This window comes from Microbacterium suaedae (assembly GCF_003254645.1).
Classification (GTDB): Bacteria; Actinomycetota; Actinomycetes; order Actinomycetales; family Microbacteriaceae; genus Microbacterium; species Microbacterium suaedae.
In genome coordinates this window covers 1,071,126-1,091,447 of sequence record NZ_PNFD01000001.1, presented here as the reverse complement: position 1 = coordinate 1,091,447, position 20,322 = coordinate 1,071,126, and the positions used below count along the sequence as shown (strand labels likewise).

The window sequence follows — 20,322 nt, the reverse complement described above, 5'->3', positions numbered from 1 at the left end:
CCCGTGATCCATCGTCGACTGCTGCAGTTGGCGGGGACGGTTCCCGATGCGATCGCGCTCCTCGCCGCGATGGGGCTGCTCCTCTCGGCGCTCCATGTGGCCTTCGCGATCACGCTGGGATCCGCGATCGCCGCGCTCGTCACCGGTGGCGGAGATCCCGTGCGCGCCTTCGCGGTCCTCGCCGCCGTCATGGTGGTCCGCGGCGTGGTGATCTGGGCGCGCGAGCTCGTCGTGGCGCGCACGGGCGCGCGGGTGCGGATCCGTCTGCGTCGCCGCCTGCTCGGGCGCCTGTCGGCGGTGCCCGTCGCCGAGCGCGACTCGGGGGCCGCGGCCGCGGTCGCGATCGACGGCGTCGAGGGACTCGACGCGTACTTCACGCGCTATCTGCCGCAGCTGATCGTCGTCTTCGTCGTGCCCGCGGTCGTCGTCGTCTTCGTCTGGGAACGCTCGGCCGCGGCCGGAGCGGTCCTGGCCGTCGCGGCGGCGGTCGCGGTGTTCGCGCCGCGCGCCTGGGACGCACGACTGCTGAAGACGGGCCGCGTGCGGTGGGCGAGGTTCGAGCGACTGTCGTCGGGCTACGTCGAGGCGCTGCAGCAGATCCCGCTCCTGCGTGCGTTCGGCGCGTCTGGCCGCGCGGCGGAGCGGCTCGATGCCGATGCGGAGGGGCTCCGCGATCTGACGATGGCGCAGTTGCGGATATCGCTCGTCGTGACGGTCATCAGCGGACTCGCGATGCACCTCGGCACCGTGCTGGCGACGCTCGCGGCGGTCGCCGCGGTCGCGTCGGGCGAAGCATCGGCGGCCGGAGCCGTCGTCGTGCTCCTGCTCTCCCGCGAGTGCTTCCGGCCCGTGCTCGACCTGGCCGACAACTGGCACGCCGGGTATCTCGGCCTGACGGCCGTCGACGGGCTCGAGCGGCTCCTGGCGGCGCAGCCCGACGTCGTCGAGGACGGCGCCCACGACCTTCCGGCGCCCATCGGGGAGATCGAGCTCGACGCCGTCTCGTTCCGATATCCGGACGCCGACCTCGCGGTGACGGACCTGTCGCTGCGAGTCGCCTCCGGCGAGGCGGTCGCGCTTATCGGTCCGTCCGGATCCGGGAAGAGCACCGTCGCGCGCCTGCTCGAGCGCGACGTCGATCCCGAGCACGGCGTCGTGCGCGTCGGCGGGCGGGATCTGCGCGAGTACACGTCCGGCGCGCGGAGCCGCAGCATCGTGGTCGTGCCACAGGATCCGGTCCTGTTCGCCTGGTCCGTCCGTGAGAACCTGCGGCTGCACCGCGCCGACGCGGCAGATTACGAGGTCAAGCGGGCGGCACGCGCGGCGGGGATCCACGACGTGATCTGCGCTCTGCCCGACGGCTACGACACGGAGCTGGCCGAGAACGGCGAGCAGCTCTCCGGAGGTCAGCGCCAGCGGCTCGCGATCGCCCGCGCGCTGCTGTCGCCCGCTCCCGTGCTGGTGTTCGACGAGGTCACGTCGGCGCTCGACCTCGAGACTGAGCGTGCCGTCGTCGATGCGCTCGCCCGGGAAGGCGGGGGCCGGACGATGCTCCTCATCGCCCACCGCGAATCGGCGTGCGTCCACGCGACCCGCTGGATCGGCCTCGACGCGGGACGGGTCCTGTCGTCGGGCGACGGCGCGCCGTCGGGCCGGGCGTTCGCGGGGGAGGTGGCGCGATGAGGGCGGTCCTGCGGCTCCTGCCGCTGATCGCGGCGCGGCGCGGCCTGTTCATCGAGACGGTCGTGTGGGGAGCCGTCACTCAGACCGCCGTCCTCGGCATCGGGCTCGGGCTGTCGTGGATGATCGGCCGCGTCATCGTCGGCGTGCCCGTCCCATTGCCCGTCGTGGCCGTCATCCTCAGCGGTGCCGCCGTGCTGGCTTCGCTTGCCGCATGGCGCGAATCGTGGGTGGGGCACGACCTGGCCTACCGCCTCCTCGCGACGATGCGCGGACACCTCCTCGACTCGCTGCGTCGCAGCCTGCCGTCGCGCACGCGGCATCGCCGCACGGGAGACATGACGACGGCGGCGCTCGCCGATGTCGAGACCCTCGAGTGGCTCTACGCTCACACCGTCGCGCAGCTGCTCACGGCCGCGCTCGTCCTCTCGGTCAGCACGGCCGTATCGGTCGCAATCACACCCGTGCTGCTGCTCGTGTGGGTGCCGCTGCTCATCGTCGGCGTCGTCGTCCCGCTCCTCACGGCGCGGCGGGCGGGCCGGGACAGCGCGGCGCTCGCCGCCGGATCCGCCGCGCTGCGCGCCGACGCGCTCGACACGGTCCGCGGGATGCGCGACCTGACGGGTGCGGGCGCCTTCGAGCGTCAGCTGGACCGCCTCACGGCGCGGACGCGCGAGCTGGCGCGGCTGCAGACGCGGGAGGCGTCCCGGATCGGCGCCGAGCGCGGCATCGCCGACATCGCGCTCGCCCTCGCGGCGCTGGGAGCGATCCTCATCGTGCTCCTCGGCGGCGACCGGATCGCCCGCGAGGACATCCCGCTTGCCGTGACGGTCGCGGTGGCAGGCCTGGGACCGGCCGCGCAGATCGCCGACCTGCTGCGGGGCGTGGGCGGCCTACGCGCGTCGGCCGAGCGCATCGGCGACATCCTCGCGATGCCGCCCGCGGTCGCCGATTCGCGGGATGCGCATCCGCCGCGCGAGGGCGAGCGCGGCCTCGTGCTCGACCGGATTCGCTTCTCGTACGACGGAGGGGATCCGGTGCTCGATGGCTTCGCGCTGCAGATCCGCCCGGGCGAGGTGGTCGCGCTCACGGGCCCGTCCGGCGTCGGCAAGACGACGGCGGCGCGCCTGGCGCTGCGGATGTGGGATCCCGACGACGGCGCCGTGCGCGTCGACGGGGTCGACATCCGCGATCTGCCGGACGACGAGCTGCGTGCGCTCGTGACCGCCGTGCCGCAGTCGTCTCCGCTGCTGCGCGGCACGATCCGCGAGAACATCGTTCTCGGGGATCCTCGCGCCTCGGAGGAGCGCATCCGCGAGGCCGCGGATGCCGCCGGCCTCCTCGACGCCGCGACGGGTCTCCCCTCGGGGCTGGACACGCCGATCGGCGAGCATGGCACGGGGCTGTCGGGCGGGCAGCGCGCCCGCGTGGCGATCGCCCGCGCGCTGCTACCGCGGCCGCGCGTGCTCGTCCTCGACGAGCCGACGGCCTCGCTCGATCCCGAGGCGGACGCCGCGATCCTCGACGTCATCCGTCGCACGAGCGACCGCGCCGTGCTGCTGATCGCCCACCGCCCCGCCACGATCGCGGCCGCCGACCGGCGGGTCGAGCTGGGGTGCGTCACTCAGTAGCCACGACATGCCTCATGTGTCGGCTCAGGCAGGGCGTGTCGTGGCTGGCGAAGCCGCGGATCCCTCCGCCATCGCGCCGGCGAGCAGCTCCAGCGTCTGGATCCGTGCCGGGGTCTCGTCGAGCGGTTCGTGGTCGTAGGCGCCGGAGGACGCCGAGATCATGACCTCGTCGACGCCGTGCTTCTCCGCGAACGCGCGGAGCTCGTCGGCGACCTTCGCGGGCTCGCCCACGAACCACCGCTGACGGTTCTGCTGCATGAGCGAGTCCTCGAGCGCGTCGGACGGATTCGCCCGGACCTCGTCGACCGTCTCGATCTTGCGCATCGGCTTGTTCGAACGCAGGCGCGCGAACTGGCGCAGCTGCGGCAGGGCGCGCTCCTCCGCCTCGTCCTGGGTCGGCGCGACGACGACGTTCGCTGTGAGGAAGGACACCGGCGCGGGGTGGCGCTCGCTCGGCTGGTACTGCTGGCGGTAGAGCCCCATCGCGCGCTCGACGCCGTCGCCCGCGAAGTGGTTCGCGAAGACGTACGGCAGGCCGAGCTGCGCCGCGAGCTGCGCGGAGAAGTCGCTGGATCCGAGCAGCCAGACGGTCGGGGATCCGTCGGCCTCGGGCGTCGCGTGCACGTCGTAGGTGCCGCCCGAGGTGAAGCGGATCGACTCGCCGGCGGCGTCCATCAGCCGGATGATCTCCTGCACGTGGTCCGGGAACTGCTGCGCCTCGCTCGTCGTGCCGGTGCGGCGCAGAAGCTGCGTGATGACGGGATCGGATCCGGGGGCGCGGCCGAGGCCGAGATCGATGCGGCCCGGCGCGAGCGCCTCGAGCGCTGCGAACTGCTCCGCGACGATGAGGGGCGCGTGGTTCGGGAGCATGACGCCGCCGGATCCCACGCGGATCCGGCTCGTCTGCGTGGCGGCCGCGGCGATGAGCACGGGCGGCGACGTCGACGCAACGGCCGGCATGTTGTGGTGTTCGGCGAACCAGTAGCGGCGGAATCCGAGATCGTCGGCGGCCTTCGCGAGGGCGATCGACGACGTCAGGGCCTGCGCCGAGGTCTGGCCCGTGCGAACGGGGACGAGATCGAGGACGGACAGTGCGGGTGAGGTGCTCATCACCTGACGGCAACCGGATCCGCGGGGCGGGTATTCCGTCTGCGCGACTTTTCGGGTCGTCGTGTCGCGCCCACCGGGCTCAATCGAGCACGTCCTCCAGCTCGCGGCCGAGGGCGGGGGCGATGTGCTCGACCCACAGCCGGTTGAGGTGCGAGTTGTCCTCGTAGAGCGGCACGTCGCCGGCGAACAGCGGACAGCCGTCGTCGGTGCACACGAAGCCCTCGGTATCGAGGTAGACGGCGCCTGCGGCGGTCACTCGCTCCTCGGTGATGGCGTTGCTGTGGGCCTCGATACTTTCGCCCGAGACGACGCATCCCGACTGGTCGGCGCCGGGGCGGTCGATGCAGTCCTTCGGTTCGGACTCGTCGCGGGCGGGCACGTCTCCGAGCGCGATGACGCGGTCGGAAACCGCCTGATAGCCGGTCACGGCTTCGGTGACGGCGCTGGCCCACTGCTCGTCGACGGTCTCGCCGTCGCGATCGGCCATGTTCAGCTGCCCGCGGGCGCCGAGGATCACGACGTCGGGCTGCAGGTCCTCGACCTCGTCGCGTGTGAACTCGCGGAAGGCGTCGCAGTCGGGCTGGATATGGCCGTCGGCATCCTGCACCGCCGGGTACGCGCCGCAGGCCATCTTCGCGAACAGGGCGACGCGGAAGTCGTGCTGCTCGCCGATGATGTCGAGGGCCGGGAGCCACATGGCGGCGTGGGAGTCGCCGATGAGGGCGATCGTCGTGGACGAATCCGTGTTGCCGTAGTAGCACACGTCCGCGTCCTGCTCGCCTTCGGATGCGTAGCAGTCGCTGTCGGCGACGTCGGTCCACATCGCCTCACGCAGCTCGTCGGAGTCGATGTCGGGCGGGATCGGGGCGCCCGATTCGGCGACCTCCACCGCCTCGTCGAGCTCGTCCTGCACCTGGTCGATGTCCTGCCCCTTGATCTCCTGGTAGCCGTGCTCGGCGAAGTAGTCCTCCGCGGCCGCCTGCTGGGCCGACTGCCGCGCGTCGCCGTACGCGGCCGCGCCGAACGCGACCGAGAGGACGACGACGACGCTGATCGGCCACAGCCACAGGGTGCGCCGATCGCGGGAGAAGACGGGGATCCGCTTCTCTTGGAAAGGCCGCTCGACGAAGTGGAAGGTGAGCGACGCGAGGATCAGTGAGATGGTGATCGTCGTCGCGGCGGACACGAGCAGCGGGGTCCCGTGGGGCATCGACGCCTCGACCGCCATCGCGACGGGCCAGTGCCACAGGTACAGCGAGAACGAGATATCGCCGATGTAGCGCACGGGGCGCCACGACAGCGCGCGTCCCGTCCAGGTGTCGGGGCCGGCCGCAAGCAGCAGCGCCGTGCCGGCGACGGGGACGAGCGCATACCAGCCGGGAAACTGCGTCTGCTCGCTGAAGGTGAGCGCCGCGAGCGCGAGCAGCAGGATCCCGACCGTCGCGGATCCGTGGCGCCAGCGGGAGGACATCGGCGCCGCGAGGACACACGCGAGCAGGGCGCCGCCCGAGAGTTCGAACGCGCGGGCGACCGTGTTGAAGTAGGTCGCCTCGGGGGCGATGCCGGTCGCCCAGACCGAGTAGGCGAGGGATCCGATGAAGACGGCCGCGGCGATGCCCGCGAAGGCGCGTCGGCCGAGGCGGGGCACGAACAGCAGGACGAGCAGCGGCCAGATGAGATAGAACTGCTCTTCGACCGCGAGCGACCAGTAGTGCTGGAACAGGCTCGGGTCGGCGACCGAGAAGTAATCGGCTCCCGAGAACGCGAAGTGCCAGTTCGCGAGGAAGACGCTCGACCAGCCGGCGTCGGCCGCCGTCTGCTGCAGGCGCACGAGGGGCAGCGCGAGTGCGGCGTACGCGACGACGGCGACCGTCACGACGGTTGCGGCCGGGAGGATCCGTCGTGCGCGCCGTACGTAAAACTGCGCGATGCTGACGGATCCCGTGCGGTCGACCTCGCGCAGCAGCAGCTGAGTGATGAGGAAGCCGGAGATGACGAAGAAGACGTCGACGCCGATGAAACCGCCCTCGAAGCCCGGCGTGCCCACGTGGGCGATGACGACGAGTGCGACCGCGAGCGCGCGGAGACCCTGGATGTCGGGTCGCCACGTACTCGGCGCCTGCGTCGGGGGTGCTGCGTCGCGCGGGCGAACGGCGGTGGTGTCGATCACCCTTTCCAGGATAGTTATCGTTTTGTGATCTGTCTGGGAACCTGGGCGTGGTCGTCGTTCGGATGTCAGACCCCGCCCGTAGCCTGATCCCATGCAGGCCGAGTTCTTCTCCGTCCTCGCCGGTGCGGTCATCGTCGCCGGCATCGCGCGCTGGCGCGGGTGGCCCGCGCCCCTGCTCGTCACGGCGGTCGCGCTCATCGCGTCGCTGCTGCCGTTCGTGCCCGAGGTTGAGATCGACGGCGAGCTGCTGCTGGCGCTTGCGCTCCCGCCGCTGCTGTACTCGGCCGCGCTCGACGCGTCGTTCGTGAGCTTCCGGCGTTCGATGCCGCATGTGCGGCGGCTCGGGGTGGGGCTCGTCGCCGTCACGGCGCTCGTGGTCGGCGTCGTTGCCTGGCTGATCATGCCCGATCTCACCTTCGCCGGCGCCCTTCTGCTCGGTGCGATCGTGGGGCCGCCCGACGCCGTGTCCGCCGCGGCGATCGGCCGCAGGCTCGGGCTACCGCGACGCGTGATGACGGTGATCAGCGGTGAGAGCCTCATCAACGACGCGACGTCGCTGACGCTCGTGCGCGTCTTCGCGGCGATCGTCGCGGGCGCGACCGTCACGGTGTGGCAGGGGATCGGCGAGTTCGCGCTCGCCGTCGTAGTCGGCGTGGGTGTAGGCCTCGTCGCGGGTGTCGTGCTGCACGCGCTGCGCATGCGGTTCGACGATCCGGTCGTGACGGGAACGGTCGGCCTTCTCCTCCCTTTCGGTGTGTACGCAGGGGCTGAACAGCTGTACGGATCCGGTGTGCTCGCGGTCGTCGCGATGGGTCTGTTCGTTGGGTCCCGCGCTCCGCTCACCTCCTACACGCAGCGCCAGCAGGAGAAGCCGATCTGGCGCTCGGTGGACTTCCTGCTCGAGGCTTTCGTCTTCGCGTATATAGGTCTGCAGCTGCCCACAGTGCTCGACGCGGTGTTCCAATCCAACGGTCTGCGGACGATCCTGCTCGCGTTCGCCGTATTCGCCGTCGTGCTGGTCGTGCGCCCGATCTTCGTCTTTCTCTCGTACAGATGGGGGCGGGGCTGGCAGTGGCTGCGCGTGAAGCGGTGGAAGCACGCCGTCGAGGCGTTCCAACGGGATCCGCAGAGCAGTCGGGCGCGCGCCGTGCGGATCGCGAGGAAGAAGTCTGCCGCCGATGACGAGAACGCAGTGGCGAGCGCGATGCGCAAGCGGACACCCGAGCCGCTGCTGTCGTGGCAGGAGCGCGCGGTGATCTCGTGGGCCGGCATGCGCGGAGTCGTGACGCTCGCGATGGCGGCGGCGCTGCCCGACATCACGAACCACAGCATGCCCGAGGGGCACGTCGAGGTGCTTGTCGCCGTCGCCTTCGTCGTCACCGTCGGCACGCTGCTTCTGCAGGGGCTCACGCTCCCGGCCCTCATCCGACGTCTCCACGTCTCGAACGACGATGAGAAGGACGCCGACGCGCGGGCGCTCGAGCGTGTGCGCGACGAGAGCAGGAAGGCGGGCATCGAATACCTGCGCTCCCGCCAAGGGCAGTGGGAACAGGCCCACGGCACCGAGGGATCCGAGATGCTGAAGGCCTTCTCGCGGCGGCTGCTGCGCGTCGAGCGGGACACCGACCGTGAGGCGGTGGGAGCGGAGCGCGAGGCGGCGCTACGGCGCGACGTGGCTGACGAGATCGCCGAGCTCACCCGCGGGTGGCTCGCCGTGCGTCGGTCGGTGCTGCTTGAGGAGTTCCGCCTCGGCCATGTCAGCGAGGAGGTCATGCGCGACCTGTTCGACGCGATGGATGCCGAGGAGCTCGCGCTCGATTACCGCGGGGCGCACCAGGCCGAGTGACGCGGGGCCTTCCTCAGCGCATGACCCGCCCGGCGACCGCGAGCGTGGCGCGGCGGGGGAGGATCCGCGCGAGCGTCGCCGTCGCCGCGTTGCGCCACCCGGAGACGACGCTTGCCGGGCGCGAGCCCGCGTCGAGTGCCCGGAGCGTGCGGGTCACGACCTGCTCGGCGGTCTGGAATCCGCCGACGGCCGCGTCCTCTCCGGCGATGTCGAAGAACTCGGTGCGGGTCGGGCCGGGGCTCACGGCGAGCACCCGCGCCTTCGTGTGGCGGGCCTCGTGCGCGATCGCCTCGGTGAAGCTCAGCACGTAGGCCTTGCTCGCGCCGTACGCCGCCATCGTGGGGCACGGCTGGTAGGCCGCGGCGCTGGCGATGTTCACCAGGATCCCGTCGGCCGCGAGGATGTCGGGGAGGAACTCGCGCGTGAGGGTCGTGAGGGAGGCGACGTTCAGCTGGATCATCGCGTCGAGGCGCGCGGGGTCCGTCTCGGCGAGGGGGCCCTTGATCCCGAAGCCGGCGTTGTTGATGAGCCCGTCAATGCGGATCCCGGCGTCGTCGAGGCGCTCGCGCAGGAGTCCCGCGGCGTTCGGCTGCCCGAGGTCGAGAGCGATGACGTCGGCACGGACGCCGTGATCGCGAGCCAGGCCCTCGGCGAGCTCGCGCAGGCGGTCTTCGCGGCGGGCTACGAGCACGAGATCGCTGCCGCGGCGGGCGAACTGGGTGGCGAACTCGGCGCCGAGGCCCGAGCTCGCGCCGGTGATGAGCACGGTGCGGGGAGAGGAAGTCATGTTCCCGAATGTAGGCAGTGACAGCATTGTTGTCAATGGCTACTTCGGGATATCGTGACGCCATGACCGAACGTCCGTACCACCACGGAGATCTGCGAGCGGCGCTTCTCGCGCGGGCTGTCGACGAGATCGATGCGCGCGGCGTTGAGGGCCTTTCGCTGCGCGGGCTCGCTCGGGATCTCGGCGTCAGCCACGGTGCATCAGCGCGGCATTTCCGCGACCGGGCCGCGCTGCTCGACGCGGTCGCGATCGAGGGTTTCGAGCGGTTGCAGCGAGCGATGCGCGCGGCGTCGGACGCGGATCCCCTCACCTCCGCCGCGCAGGCGTACGTTGCGTTCGCCGTTGCACACCCGCGCCTGCTCGCGGCGTCGTTCGCGGCGAAGCGGGCCGCGAACCCGAGCGAGGAACTCCTCACGGTCGGCCACGGCGTGCTCGACTACGTGGTCGGCCTGCTCGTGCAGGGGCAGGAGTTCGGCACGGTGCGGGACGGCGACCCGGCCGAGCTGGCGCGAATCTCGTTCGCGACCGTGCACGGCGTCGCGATGCTCGCCATCGACGACCTGCTCGACGGCGTGCCCTGGGAACAGGCGACCGAAGAGGCCGTGGCGTTCTTGATGGAGGGGCTTGGGGCCGGGCGCGCGGGGTAAGGCCATCACAACGCAGTCAATCTGCGCGGCGGGCGGAGGGGATCCGCGAGATTCCGCGGACCCGCCCGGCAGGTGCCGGCAGATCGACTGCGTTGTGTTGCGCGGGTATGTCTGACCGGCGCGACCTCGCGGCACCTGGGCGCCACGAGCCGTAGGGAGGCCCCAACACAACGCAGTCGATCTGCGCGGCCGGCACGAGCGATCCGCGGATTCCCGCGGGGCCGCCCTGCACCTACCTGCAGATCGACTGCGTTGTGTTGCGCGCTCTCCCGAGGCCGACGTGTGCCCTACCGCGCCGCGGTCGAGGCCGCCTCCGACTCCGCGCCGGTGGCCTCCTCGTCCTCATCCTGGAACGGCAGGCCCTCGCGAGGCGCGTTGTAGAGGTCGGTGTCGAGGATCCCCTCGCGCTTGGCGACGATGGCCGGAACGAACGCCTGGCCCGTGACGTTGAGCGCCGTGCGGCCCATGTCGAGGATCGGGTCGATCGCAAGCAGCAGGCCGACGCCCTCGAGCGGCAGGCCGACCGTCGACAGGGTGAGGGTGAGCATGACGGTCGCGCCCGTCGTGCCGGCCGTTGCGGCGGATCCGACGACCGAGACGAGCACGATCAGCGCGTACTGGATGAGCGACAGCTGCACGTCGAAGAACTGGGCGACGAAGATCGCGGCGATCGCGGGGTAGATGGCGGCGCAGCCGTCCATCTTCGTCGTGGATCCGAAGGGCACGGCGAACGACGCGTACTCGCGGGGCACGCCGAGGTTGCGCTCGGCGACGCGCTGCGTGAGCGGCAGCGTGCCGATGGACGAGCGGCTGACGAATCCGAACTGCGTCGCGGGCCACACGCCCGTGAAGTACTGCCGGACCGAAAGCCCGTTCGCCTTCGCGAGCAGCGGGTAGACGACGAAGAACACGAGCGCGAGCCCGACGTAGATCGCGACGGTGAACCAGACGAGCGAGGTGAGGCGCTCCCAGCCGTACTGGATGACCGCGTTGCCGATGAGGCCAAGCGTGCCGATCGGGGCGATGCGGATGATCCACCACACGACGCGCTGAATCACCTTCAGCAGCGACTCGGTGAAGTCGAGGAATGCCTCGGCCTTCTTGCCCGCGCGCAGGGCGGCGAGGCCGACGACGACGGAGACGACGATGATCTGCAGGATGTTGAAGTTCACGGATCCGTCGAAGGAGCCGGTCTCGTCGACGGATCCGCTGACGCCGATTCCGAGGAAGTTCTGCGGCACGAGGCCGATGAGGAAGTTCCACCAGCTGCCGACGCTCGACGGCTCGCCCGTCTCGAGGTCGGTGCCCGCGCGGGATCCGGGCTGGATGATAAGGCCGAGGGCGATGCCGATCGACACGGCGATGAACGCCGTGATCGCGAACCAGAGCAGCGTCTGGCCGGCGAGGCGGGCGGCGTTCTGCACGCGGCGCAGATTCGAGATGCTCGCGACGATCGCCGTGAACACGAGCGGCACGACGGCCGCGCGCAGGATGGTGACGTACGAGGATCCGATCGTCGCGAGCGTCTCGGACAGCGGAGTCGGGTTCGTGGCGGACGCGCCGAGCTGGCGGGCGAGCAGGCCGAGGGCGATGCCGACGACGAGCGCCGCGACGATCTGGAAGCCGAACGACGCGTAGAAGGGGCGCTTCTTCTTCTCGGTTCGGGGTGCGGTGGTGGTCATGAGTCTCCGTTGGGTGGCGCGGGGCCGCGCGCGTCGTTCGCGCGGGTTGCTCGCGTGCGTGGGCGTCGACCGCCGGGCGCCCGTCAGGGCGCCGTGCGACGGCACGGAGAAGCGAAACTCACCGGTGCGGTGGCGTATTCCTGCGCGTTTCGGAGTGTGACGAGGGTCAGCTCGGCAGCTGCCAGTTCACTTCGGGGAAGCGTTGGAAGTCGGCGTCGTAGGTGACGACGGTCGCGCGGTGCTCGACCGCGAGCGCGGCGATATGCGCGTCATTGACCAGATTCCCCGCCGACGGTGAGGCGTCGAGCAGGCGCCGGAGGATGTCGCCGTGCCGGGCGGTCGGGTGGAGGATCTGCGTGCCGGGGTGTGCCGTCCACTGCGCGACGATGTCGGTCGCCTGCACGCCGGTGAGCGGCGTGGGCATCAGCGTCGGGTGGGAGGCGATGCGGATGAAGGCGAGAAGCGGCTGCCAGGCGAAGGCGACGACGTCGGATCCGGAAAGGGCGCGATCCAGCCACGCGTGGGCTTCCTCGTGGTGCGGAGCCGAGGAGTTGATCGCGTTCAGGAGGACGTTCGCGTCGACGAGCTTCATGTGCGCAGGTGCTTCGCGATGTCCTCGTCGTCGAGGTTCGCGGCGATGGTGTTCGCCTTCGTCAGGTCGGCAGCGGGGCGTCCGAGGTCGAAGACGGGTGTGTGAAACGGCGTGCCCATGTCGCCTCGATCTCGAGCCGAGTCGCGAACGGCATCGTTGAGCGCACGTTTGAAGCTGACGTGCTCACGCGCCATCCGTTCGCGGAGGGCGCGCTCGACGTCGGGGTCGAGCGTGACGGTCGTGCGCATGGTGACAGCATAGCGTCTGAGTGGTGATGCCTTGCTGTCAATCGGCCCGTCGAGGCGCTTGCCCGTGTCTTCAATCGCGTGCGAATCGCGCGTCACGAGTGACGTGCTCGTCGGCGTGAGCGTGATCTCTGCATCGGTCTGCCTCGGGGCTTCCATATGAGGATGATGCCCGGGAGGTCAGACATTCATGCGGCCGCGATCTCGTCTCGTTCCCTGTCTGAGACGCATGCAGTTTTCGCATGCAGTGGGAGTGTGATGCCAGGATCCAGGTTCCATCGACCACCCCCGCGCGCTTCACTGGACTCCATGGATGCCGAACCCACGACCGCCGCCGACGTCATCGGCGCCCTGCGCGCGGAGGCGGATCCGGCGCAGACGGCGAAGATCCGCCAGCGCGTGCGGGAGGGCGAGCCGGTGATCGGCGTGCGCATGGGCACACTGTTCGACATCGCTAAGCAGGCGACGGATCTGCCGCGGGCGGAGATCCTCGCCCTGCTCGACGAGGGTGCGTACGAGCCGCGCCTCGCCGCGTTCTGCATCCTCGACTTCCTCGCGCGCCGGCGGCTCGCCGACGAGCAGCGTGCCGAGCTTGCGCAGCTCTACCTCGATCGCCACGACGCGATCACGACGTGGGACATGGTCGACCGCGCGGCGCCCCGCGTGCTCGGCTGGCCGCTGCTGATCGGTGCGTATGGAGGCTGGGACACGTCGCGCGGCGAGCTCGGGATCCTCGCCGAGCTCGCCGGATCCGCGGATCCGCTGCGCCGCCGATCCGCGATCACGGCGCCGCTGTGGTTCATCAAGAAGGGCGACGACGCCGACGTGGCACAGGGGCTGCGCATCGCGGAGATGCTGGGCGGGGACGCGGATCCGTATGTGCGGTCGGCCGTGAAGACGTACCGGAAGCACGCGGTGCGGCGGGTGGGGTAGGACCGTCGAGTCGGTTCGACGGATATGCGCCCGAACTGCGGATCTGGCGGGTGGACTCGATCCGGCGAAGCGGCGTATCTCCTTCGGATCGGACGGGGGAGGCTACTCGATCTGCGCGGAAGCTGACGCGGAACTCACCAGGGTGTCGACGACCGGCTCTTCGTCGTCCGCGGCGGCCGGGGCCTTGGGTGGTGGCGCCACCCACTCGGAGAGGTGCTGGACCACGTCGGCGTAGAAGGCGTCGAAGGCCGCGAGAGATGTGTCGATGAAGGTTCCGGTCCCGGTTCCCCGCTTCATGCCCATCTTCGACATCGCCGCGACGCGGAAACGGACGATCTCACGGCTGCGGTCGAGGATGAGGACATCGGGCTCCTCGCGGATCTCGCTGAGGAGGTTCGCGGCGCCCTGGCCCCGTTGGTGTGCCACGTACGCCTCGATGCGGGTGTCGGGCTGCGCGTTCTTGAGTTGGCGGGCGAGCCAGTTGATCCGAGTGCGGTTTCGGCCCGTCTTGGGGGCTGCGATGTCCACATGGCACGTGATCGTGCGCGCTCGCAGATCGGCGGACAGGGTGATGTCTCCGACCGTGTCGGGGATGCGGATCACGCCCGCCAGCGTGCCATCGTCGACGAGACTGCGGGAGAGGACCTGCTGGCGGTATGCAGGATCCTGCTGCTCCTTGCGGGCGAGCTGGTGCTTGACGTTGACGCCGAGCTGTCGCCCCGCGCGGAGTGCCGTGAACCGCATCAGGGCATCGAAGTTCGCTGTGACCGAGCCCACGGCGTCGCGGTCTGAGGCCCGCAGCGTGCTCGCGCGCACGGCGTCGCGAACTGTCGTCCAGTCGTCCCCCATGTCCTCGAATGCGAGAGCACCGGATTTCGGATGCTCCAGGTAGCGGATGAGCTCGCCGAGGATCCATGCCTGGTCGGGGTCGCGGATCCCCTTGTGCTCTTTCTCCATGACCGCGACCGTGAGGAGCCGCGACCAGGACCAGTGGTGGAGCGCGAGCTTCTTCAGCTTGCGTCCGTCGATGCCGTCGGTCGGATGCTTGTCAGCGTTGGGGCTGATCTCGTTGGAGATTGTGATGAGCGCATCGAAGCCGTTCTCTCGCGCGATGTCGAGGTAGCAGTTCAACTGTTCGGCGGCGAGGGAGTTCTTTCCCGTCTTCACCTCGAGAAGTGCGGTCCAGGTTCGCTTGCCCCGCGTGACGCGGATCAGGCCGTCGGGTCGCACAATCTTCTTCTTTGTCAGCTCGAATGGCACTTCCGTGAAGCACTCGATGGTGCCAGCCGGTGCGCCCGCCATGCGAGTGAGCGTGCGCCCGAATTCGTCGACGGCCGCGATGACTGCCAATAGTGCCGATGTCGCTCGCCTCTCCTGCTCTTGTGCTCCGGAGATTCCGGTCGTTGGGATGAGGCGGGCAGATTCCCAGGCCTCGGCGGCTTTGTCTGCGGTGACCATGACGGAACACTAGCGATATTCAGCCAACGAGGGGAGTTCTTCGGTGGCATCGTATGTGCAGGGGCGGGCCTCCCGGTGAGTTGCTGCAGACGCCTCCCGCGCTCGGCGTCGGAAGGCACCGAGGGATTGCCATCGACGAGGACGTTGGTGTCGAGCAGACATCTCACTCGCTTGCGCACTCCCGCGGACCCCGTGCCTCATCGGTCTGGCACGAGCGTCCGCCTCCACCGATACCCTGGCCGATGTGTCCTTCGACCTCCTCCAACAAGACCTCCGCGCCTTCGTCGCCGAGCGCGACTGGGCCCAGTTCCACACTCCCGAGAACCTCGCGAAGTCGGTGTCGATCGAGGCGGGCGAGCTGCTTGAGGAGTTCCAGTGGGGCGAGCCGGCCGACGATGATGGTGTCCGCGACGAGCTCGCCGACGTCCTGACCTACTGCCTTCTCCTTGCCGATCGGCTTGGCGTGGATCCGATCGAGATCGTCCGTGCCAAGCTCGCGAAGACGATCGAGAAGTACCCTGTCGACAAGGCTCGCGGGCGGAGCGCGAAATATGACGAGCTTTAGTATCGAGCGGCATCGGTTCACCGATGCCGAAGTCGCGCGTCTTGCCGGATCCCGAGATCGGCACAGCAACTGGCCGGTCGTCTACCTGCTGAACGACGCACGATCCATCTACATCGGAGAGACGCTCAACGCCGCGAAGCGCCTGCGTCAGCACAGGGATTCGTCCTCGCGCAATCGCGACATGAAGCAGATGCGCATTGTGCTCGGCGACGAGTTCAACAAGTCGGCCTGCCTCGATCTCGAGTCGCAGCTGATCCGATACTTCAGCGGTGACGGGCAGCGGCAGGTCAGGAATCGCAATGATGGCGTCACTGACGCCGACTACTTCGATCGCCACCGGTATCAGCAGAGCTTTGACGAGATCTTCGATGCGCTCCGCGCCGAGGGAATGTTCGCGAAGTCGCGGCACGAGATCGAGAACAGCGACCTCTTCAAGCTTTCGCCGTTCAAGGCGCTGACGGTCGAGCAGCGGGCGGCCGTCGAAGGAATCCTCGACGGACTGTTCGGCGATCTGGCGGCTGACCGCTCGAGCATGTCCGTGATCCAGGGCGCCGCCGGAACGGGCAAGACGATCGTCGCGATCTACCTCATCAAGCTGCTGAGCGATATCGCTGCGGCCGACGAGAGAGACGCCTACGAGGGGGACTCGGTGTTCTCCGACTACTTCCAGCGGGGATATCCGGCGCTGGCACGGGGCCTGCGAATCGGCTTCGTCATCCCGCAGCAGTCGTTGCGCACCTCTGTGCAGGCGGTTTTCCAGCGCACGCCGGGCCTCACGAAGCATATGGTGATGAGCCAATTCGACGTCGGGAAGTGCGACGATCAGTTCGACCTGCTCGTCGTCGACGAGTCGCATCGGCTCACGCGCCGCGCGAACCAGTCGTCGGGCGTGCTCAACCGTGACTATCGCCTCATCAACGAGAAGCTCTTCGGACGCGATGACGACGGGTATACGCAACTCGATTGGATCCGCGCGAAGAGCACGCATCAGATCTTCCTCATGGATAGCGGGCAGAGCGTGCGCCCGGCTGATATCTCGTTCGAGACGCAACGAGCGCTGCGCGACGAGGCGTACGGGTCGGGTCGCTGGCACCACCTCATGACGCAGATGCGCGTGAAGGCCGGAACCGACTATGTCGGGTGGGTGCGCGAGGTGCTCGCCGGTGGCACACCGGATCCGGTCGACCTGGGCGAGTACGACTTCCGCTTCTTCGACTCGCCTGCCGAGATGCGCGACGAGATCCATGAGCGCGAACGCGAAGCCGGTCTCTCGCGCGTGCTCGCGGGGTACGGATACGAGTGGCGCTCGCGCGATGATCCAGACGCGTACGACATCGAGATCGGACGTCTCCGGATGCGCTGGAACTCGAAGACGACCGACTGGATCAACTCCCCGCGATCCGCCAGTGAAGCCGGATCCATCCACACGGTGCAGGGATACGACCTCAACTACGCGGGCGTCATCATCGGTCCCGAGCTGTACTGGGATCCGGTCGAAGAGCGGATCCGCGTCGACCGCGAACGCTACTTCGACAAGAAGGGCAAGGAGAACAATCCGAAGCTCGGCGTCGTCAACGGCGAGGCCGAGCTGTACGCCCTCATCGTGAACATCTACGTGGTGCTGATGACACGCGGGATGCTCGGGACGTACGTGTACGTGCACGATGCGGGGTTGCGGGAGCGGTTGCGTGGGGTGTTCGGGGCGGGCGCCCACACGGAGTGAATCGACGTGCCCGAAGTGGCGGCGAGATACTCAAGGTTGGTTCGGGCATGAGGCGAGGAGCGGTTCGCTGCATGGCGCGGTGCGAAGATGGCGACATGTCTCCTGATCTCGAACTGGACCTCGATGCGATCGCGCGCGTATGCGAGCGATTCAGCGTCGAGCGCCTGCGCGTTTTCGGGTCGGCTCTGACGGAGCGGTTCGACCCCGAACGAAGCGACGTCGATCTGCTTGTCGACTTCCGCAAGGATGTCGAGCGCACGTTCCGCGACTACTTCGCGCTCAAGGACGCGCTCGAGGAGGTCATCGGGTACCCGGTGGATCTCGTCCAGCCGCGCAACGTGCGCAATCCCTACATCGCGAAAACGGTGTTCTCCGACACGTACGAGCTTTATGCGGCCTGAGACTCCGGCCCTCCTCTGGGATGCTCAGCAGGCCGCTTCGCGCGCAGTGGAAGCGGTGCGAGGCATGTCGCGCGCCGAGTACGCGTCGGATTGGATCCGCCAGGCAGCCGTCGAGCGCCAGATCGAGATCATCGGCGAGGCTCTCAACCGGCTGTGCCGCGGCGACGAGGAGACGGCGGCCCGCGCGTGCCCGACCTCCGGGAGATCATCGGCACACGGAACGTCATTGCGCGCGGATACGACGTCGTCGACCAGGACATCATCTGGTCGCTTCTGCGCTCCGGGATCCCTGCTCTGGCCGAGGTCTTGAAGGCGCTGCTCGAGGAAGCGCCGGCATTCGAAGACTGACGCGCTTCGGATGCGAGGGTGGGCGTCGAACGCGACCGCTGCATCGACAAGAGAGACAAGGCGAACGTCCCGGACGTCTGCGTCTCCACCGCCGGGGCAGAGCTGTCCGCGCTCGTTGCGATCTTCTCCCTGGTGCTGGTGACGCGCGGGATGATCGGGACGTACGTGCATGTGCACGACGCGGGGCTGCGGGAACGGTTGTGTGGGGTGTTCGCGGGCGCGGTCGCCGAAGGATGGGAGTCCGTGACTGAGAAGCAAGGAGCGCACATCATGGTGAGAGGTCACGTCGTCCCGCACCCCGGTCGGTCACAAGCACGGACGGGAGCTCGGCCGGTATCCGTACGAGCAGGACGTGGAATCGATCGTGAGAGAGCGAGCTCGCTGGCATCCCGCGGATGCACCGTGGGGCAGCTATCGGAGCACTCTCGATCGCGGCAGTCGCCGCCATCTCGGCGATAACCCTCATCGCCGGGGGCACAACTGCCGCGTACCTGCAGATCGTTGTATCGGCTCTGATCGTGATTTCGGTCGCATTCGTCGGCTTCGGTACCTACTACGTGTTCGCAGACCCCGACAGCGCGAGGCGAGCATGGGCCGCATTGCTCGAAACTGAGCGCGCGGTTCGAACACAGCAACAGGTGGCGCGACGAAACACGCGCCGGGCTTGGTTCTGGCGTCGCCGATGTCTGTGCGCTCCTCGGCATCGATCTCACCGGTGCCCACGCCGCGCTGCACGATGCGCGCGCAACGAGCGGCGTGCTCGAGGCGCTGATCCGGAGCGTCGGCGGCGACAGCGAGTGGCGGGATCACGTTTCGCGCGCCGCCTTCGGATCGGCGACGCCGCACGCCGCGAGTGTCCCGCCATCGGCCGGGCAGCCGATGCGACAGCCGATCGCTGCGAAGGAGGACACCGCCGAATGGGCTTTCTGACAGCGCACGAGCATTCCGATCGCCTCGGACGAATCGAGCGACTCGGTCTGCCTCGAGCTTCTGGGCGCGGTGCTCGACCACTGCGTTGTCTCGCTGGCCGCGCACAATCGCCTGGACCAGATCGCCGAGATCACCGGCGTCGGCGAGCGCCGTCTGCGCGCGGCGCAGCTCGAAGCGGCCGTTCATGAGGCCACTGCAGGCGGGACGGTGACGCACGCCGAGCGTGCCGAACTCGAGCAGATCGCCACCGTCCCGGACGCCGCTCGCGCCGCCCGCGTCTCGTCCGTCGTGACGGGACCGCGCTTCCTCCTCGGCATCGCGTGCAGCCCCGGCAGCAGCAAGACCCCCCTCGCGACGACGCTCGTTGACCGCCTCATCGCTCGACAGGAGGGGAGCGCCGTGCACCTGCCGATGGACGGGGTCCACCTCGCGAACTTGACGCTCGACCGGCTCGGCATTCACGCCCGCCGCGGAACGCGGCCCTCGCCTCATCGAGCCGACCTCCGGCCGCGCGGAGCTCATCGTCTCGGGCGTGGCCTGGAAGGCGTGACGCCACGGTTCGCGACCTGAGACGTCACCCCAGGACTTTTCCGACGAAGTCGGTGACCCCGCGTACCCATGCCGCCTCGACATGGGGGGCGGCCACAGTGTGCGTCATCTCGTACACGTGCTCCTCGGCGACCCCTCCGGCCATCTTGACCCGCGCGCACAGCTCGCCTCCGCCGTCGGCGATCTCGTCGTGTCGAGCCACGACCGCGTGCACGGGCGGAAGCGCGCCGAGCGACGGGCTGAGGGCCGGCGATGCCCGGGGATCCTTGGGCGAGATCTCGCCCAGGTAGCCGAGCAGCTGACCTCGGCGCTCCTCCCACGCGGCCGGATCGTCGTGCATGGAAGCGGGGGGAACATCCAATCGAAGTGACGAGACGATCAGTACGAGGCCGGCGATGGGATCATCGACGCCGAGATCCGCTAGCGCCGCCGCCGCCGCGATATTCGCGCCCGACGAGGTGCCGATGAGTGCGATCCGGCGCGGATCCAGATCCTCGCCGAGCTCCCCGTGTCGTACGGCCTCGAGCACGTCGTGCACGTCATCCATCGCCGCCGGGATTGGGTGCTCGGGCGCGAGCCTGTAGTCGACGTTCAGCACCGTCGCGCCGCACGTCGCGGCGAGCTGCTCGATGAGGGAGCGGTCGAGCAGGCGCGCCGCCCGGCCACCTCCCATCCAGAAGCCGCCCCCGTGTAGTCGGACGACCACGGCGCCCGAGGGACGTGCAGGGGCCGTGACCGACACGTCCACGACGCGACGGTCCGCGGCGGTCACCTGAACCTCGGACTGCCGGAGGTTGTCCGGCACCGCCGGCAGCAGCTCACGCGCGGTCGCGCCGAACAGGCGCGACGCGGCCCGATCCACCGCCTCGCGATGCGCGAGGGCGTGCATATCCGCGTCGTCTCGCGCGGCCGCGATCCGCGCTCTCCAAGCAGCCGCCGACTCGTCCGCTGCGCGCTCGAAGCGCGGAAGCGGCGGCGAGACGAGCCGGATCTCCGCGAGCAGCCGACGCAGGTTCTCTGGCATG

At 69.3% G+C, this 20,322-nt stretch carries 19 protein-coding genes and 1 pseudogene; 12 read left to right on the top strand and 8 right to left on the bottom strand.

From position 1 onward, the window contains the following. Positions 1–3 precede the first annotated feature (3 nt). The gene (locus C0012_RS04895; protein WP_110589496.1) at positions 4–1,683 is read left to right on the top strand and encodes an ABC transporter ATP-binding protein/permease; all 1,680 of its coding nucleotides are present in this window, start codon (positions 4–6) and stop codon (positions 1,681–1,683) included. After that, complete coding sequence (locus tag C0012_RS04890; RefSeq protein WP_162621874.1) at positions 1,680–3,311, top strand: ABC transporter ATP-binding protein; 1,632 nt, start codon at positions 1,680–1,682, stop codon at positions 3,309–3,311. The genes C0012_RS04895 and C0012_RS04890 overlap by 4 nt, the downstream gene beginning before the upstream one ends. A gap of 24 nt (positions 3,312–3,335) precedes the next feature. On the opposite strand, the gene C0012_RS04885 is transcribed toward C0012_RS04890, so the two are convergent. Continuing rightward, complete coding sequence (locus C0012_RS04885; RefSeq protein ID WP_110589498.1) at positions 3,336–4,421, bottom strand: LLM class flavin-dependent oxidoreductase; 1,086 nt, start codon at positions 4,419–4,421, stop codon at positions 3,336–3,338. A gap of 79 nt (positions 4,422–4,500) precedes the next feature. Continuing rightward, on the bottom strand, positions 4,501–6,591 hold the full coding sequence (locus tag C0012_RS04880; protein WP_162621875.1) for an acyltransferase family protein: 2,091 nt from the start codon (positions 6,589–6,591) through the stop codon (positions 4,501–4,503). Between the two features lie 91 nt (positions 6,592–6,682). Between C0012_RS04880 and C0012_RS04875 the strand changes: the two genes are divergently transcribed. Further along, complete coding sequence (locus C0012_RS04875; protein WP_110589500.1) at positions 6,683–8,437, top strand: cation:proton antiporter; 1,755 nt, start codon at positions 6,683–6,685, stop codon at positions 8,435–8,437. A 13-nt stretch (positions 8,438–8,450) separates the two neighbouring features. On the opposite strand, the gene C0012_RS04870 is transcribed toward C0012_RS04875, so the two are convergent. Next, the gene (locus tag C0012_RS04870; protein WP_110589748.1) at positions 8,451–9,224 is read right to left on the bottom strand and encodes an SDR family NAD(P)-dependent oxidoreductase; all 774 of its coding nucleotides are present in this window, start codon (positions 9,222–9,224) and stop codon (positions 8,451–8,453) included. Between the two features lie 62 nt (positions 9,225–9,286). Here C0012_RS04870 and C0012_RS04865 point away from each other — a divergent pair, with 62 nt between their 5' ends. After that, positions 9,287–9,871, top strand: coding sequence for a TetR/AcrR family transcriptional regulator (locus C0012_RS04865; protein ID WP_110589501.1), 585 nt, complete (start codon positions 9,287–9,289; stop codon positions 9,869–9,871). A 287-nt stretch (positions 9,872–10,158) separates the two neighbouring features. On the opposite strand, the gene C0012_RS04860 is transcribed toward C0012_RS04865, so the two are convergent. The 3 genes from C0012_RS04860 to C0012_RS04850 form a co-directional block, all read right to left on the bottom strand. After that, positions 10,159–11,553 carry a dicarboxylate/amino acid:cation symporter gene (locus C0012_RS04860; RefSeq protein WP_110589502.1) on the bottom strand — a complete coding sequence of 465 codons (1,395 nt, stop codon included), beginning with the start codon at positions 11,551–11,553 and terminating at the stop codon, positions 10,159–10,161. A gap of 166 nt (positions 11,554–11,719) precedes the next feature. Beyond that, positions 11,720–12,145: a TA system VapC family ribonuclease toxin gene (locus C0012_RS04855; RefSeq protein WP_110589503.1), complete on the bottom strand. Its 426-nt coding sequence runs from the start codon at positions 12,143–12,145 to the stop codon at positions 11,720–11,722. Then, positions 12,142–12,393: an antitoxin gene (locus C0012_RS04850; protein WP_110589749.1), complete on the bottom strand. Its 252-nt coding sequence runs from the start codon at positions 12,391–12,393 to the stop codon at positions 12,142–12,144. The genes C0012_RS04855 and C0012_RS04850 overlap by 4 nt, the downstream gene beginning before the upstream one ends. 306 nt (positions 12,394–12,699) lie before the next feature. Between C0012_RS04850 and C0012_RS04845 the strand changes: the two genes are divergently transcribed. Then, the gene (locus tag C0012_RS04845; RefSeq protein WP_162621876.1) at positions 12,700–13,323 is read left to right on the top strand and encodes a DNA alkylation repair protein; all 624 of its coding nucleotides are present in this window, start codon (positions 12,700–12,702) and stop codon (positions 13,321–13,323) included. Positions 13,324–13,425: 102 nt separating this feature from the next. On the opposite strand, the gene C0012_RS04840 is transcribed toward C0012_RS04845, so the two are convergent. After that, complete coding sequence (locus tag C0012_RS04840) at positions 13,426–14,781, bottom strand: hypothetical protein (RefSeq protein WP_232527776.1); 1,356 nt, start codon at positions 14,779–14,781, stop codon at positions 13,426–13,428. A gap of 244 nt (positions 14,782–15,025) precedes the next feature. Between C0012_RS04840 and C0012_RS04835 the strand changes: the two genes are divergently transcribed. From C0012_RS04835 to C0012_RS04815, 7 genes and pseudogenes are all read left to right on the top strand, one after another. Beyond that, on the top strand, positions 15,026–15,346 hold the full coding sequence (locus tag C0012_RS04835) for a nucleotide pyrophosphohydrolase (protein ID WP_110589505.1): 321 nt from the start codon (positions 15,026–15,028) through the stop codon (positions 15,344–15,346). After that, on the top strand, positions 15,333–17,069 hold the full coding sequence (locus C0012_RS04830) for a DUF2075 domain-containing protein (RefSeq protein WP_232527775.1): 1,737 nt from the start codon (positions 15,333–15,335) through the stop codon (positions 17,067–17,069). Before C0012_RS04835 ends, C0012_RS04830 begins: the two co-directional genes overlap by 14 nt. Before the next feature lie 95 nt (positions 17,070–17,164). Beyond that, on the top strand, positions 17,165–17,470 hold the full coding sequence (locus tag C0012_RS04825) for a nucleotidyltransferase family protein (protein WP_110589752.1): 306 nt from the start codon (positions 17,165–17,167) through the stop codon (positions 17,468–17,470). Continuing rightward, positions 17,460–17,621: pseudogene (locus C0012_RS15860) on the top strand (HepT-like ribonuclease domain-containing protein); the annotation flags it as partial. The gene C0012_RS04825 and the pseudogene C0012_RS15860, both read left to right, overlap by 11 nt. A 35-nt stretch (positions 17,622–17,656) precedes the next feature. Beyond that, on the top strand, positions 17,657–17,818 hold the full coding sequence (locus tag C0012_RS15800; protein WP_269777917.1) for a HepT-like ribonuclease domain-containing protein: 162 nt from the start codon (positions 17,657–17,659) through the stop codon (positions 17,816–17,818). 756 nt (positions 17,819–18,574) lie between these two features. Then, positions 18,575–18,748, top strand: coding sequence for a hypothetical protein (locus C0012_RS15385; protein ID WP_162621877.1), 174 nt, complete (start codon positions 18,575–18,577; stop codon positions 18,746–18,748). Positions 18,749–18,817: 69 nt separating this feature from the next. Beyond that, positions 18,818–19,318 (top strand): nucleoside/nucleotide kinase family protein, encoded by a 501-nt coding sequence (locus C0012_RS04815; RefSeq protein ID WP_110589506.1) that lies wholly within the window; start codon positions 18,818–18,820, stop codon positions 19,316–19,318. A 4-nt stretch (positions 19,319–19,322) separates the two neighbouring features. Here the strand turns inward: C0012_RS04815 and C0012_RS04810 are convergent, their stop codons facing one another. Further along, complete coding sequence (locus tag C0012_RS04810) at positions 19,323–20,321, bottom strand: alpha/beta fold hydrolase (protein WP_162621878.1); 999 nt, start codon at positions 20,319–20,321, stop codon at positions 19,323–19,325. Position 20,322 lies beyond the last annotated feature (1 nt).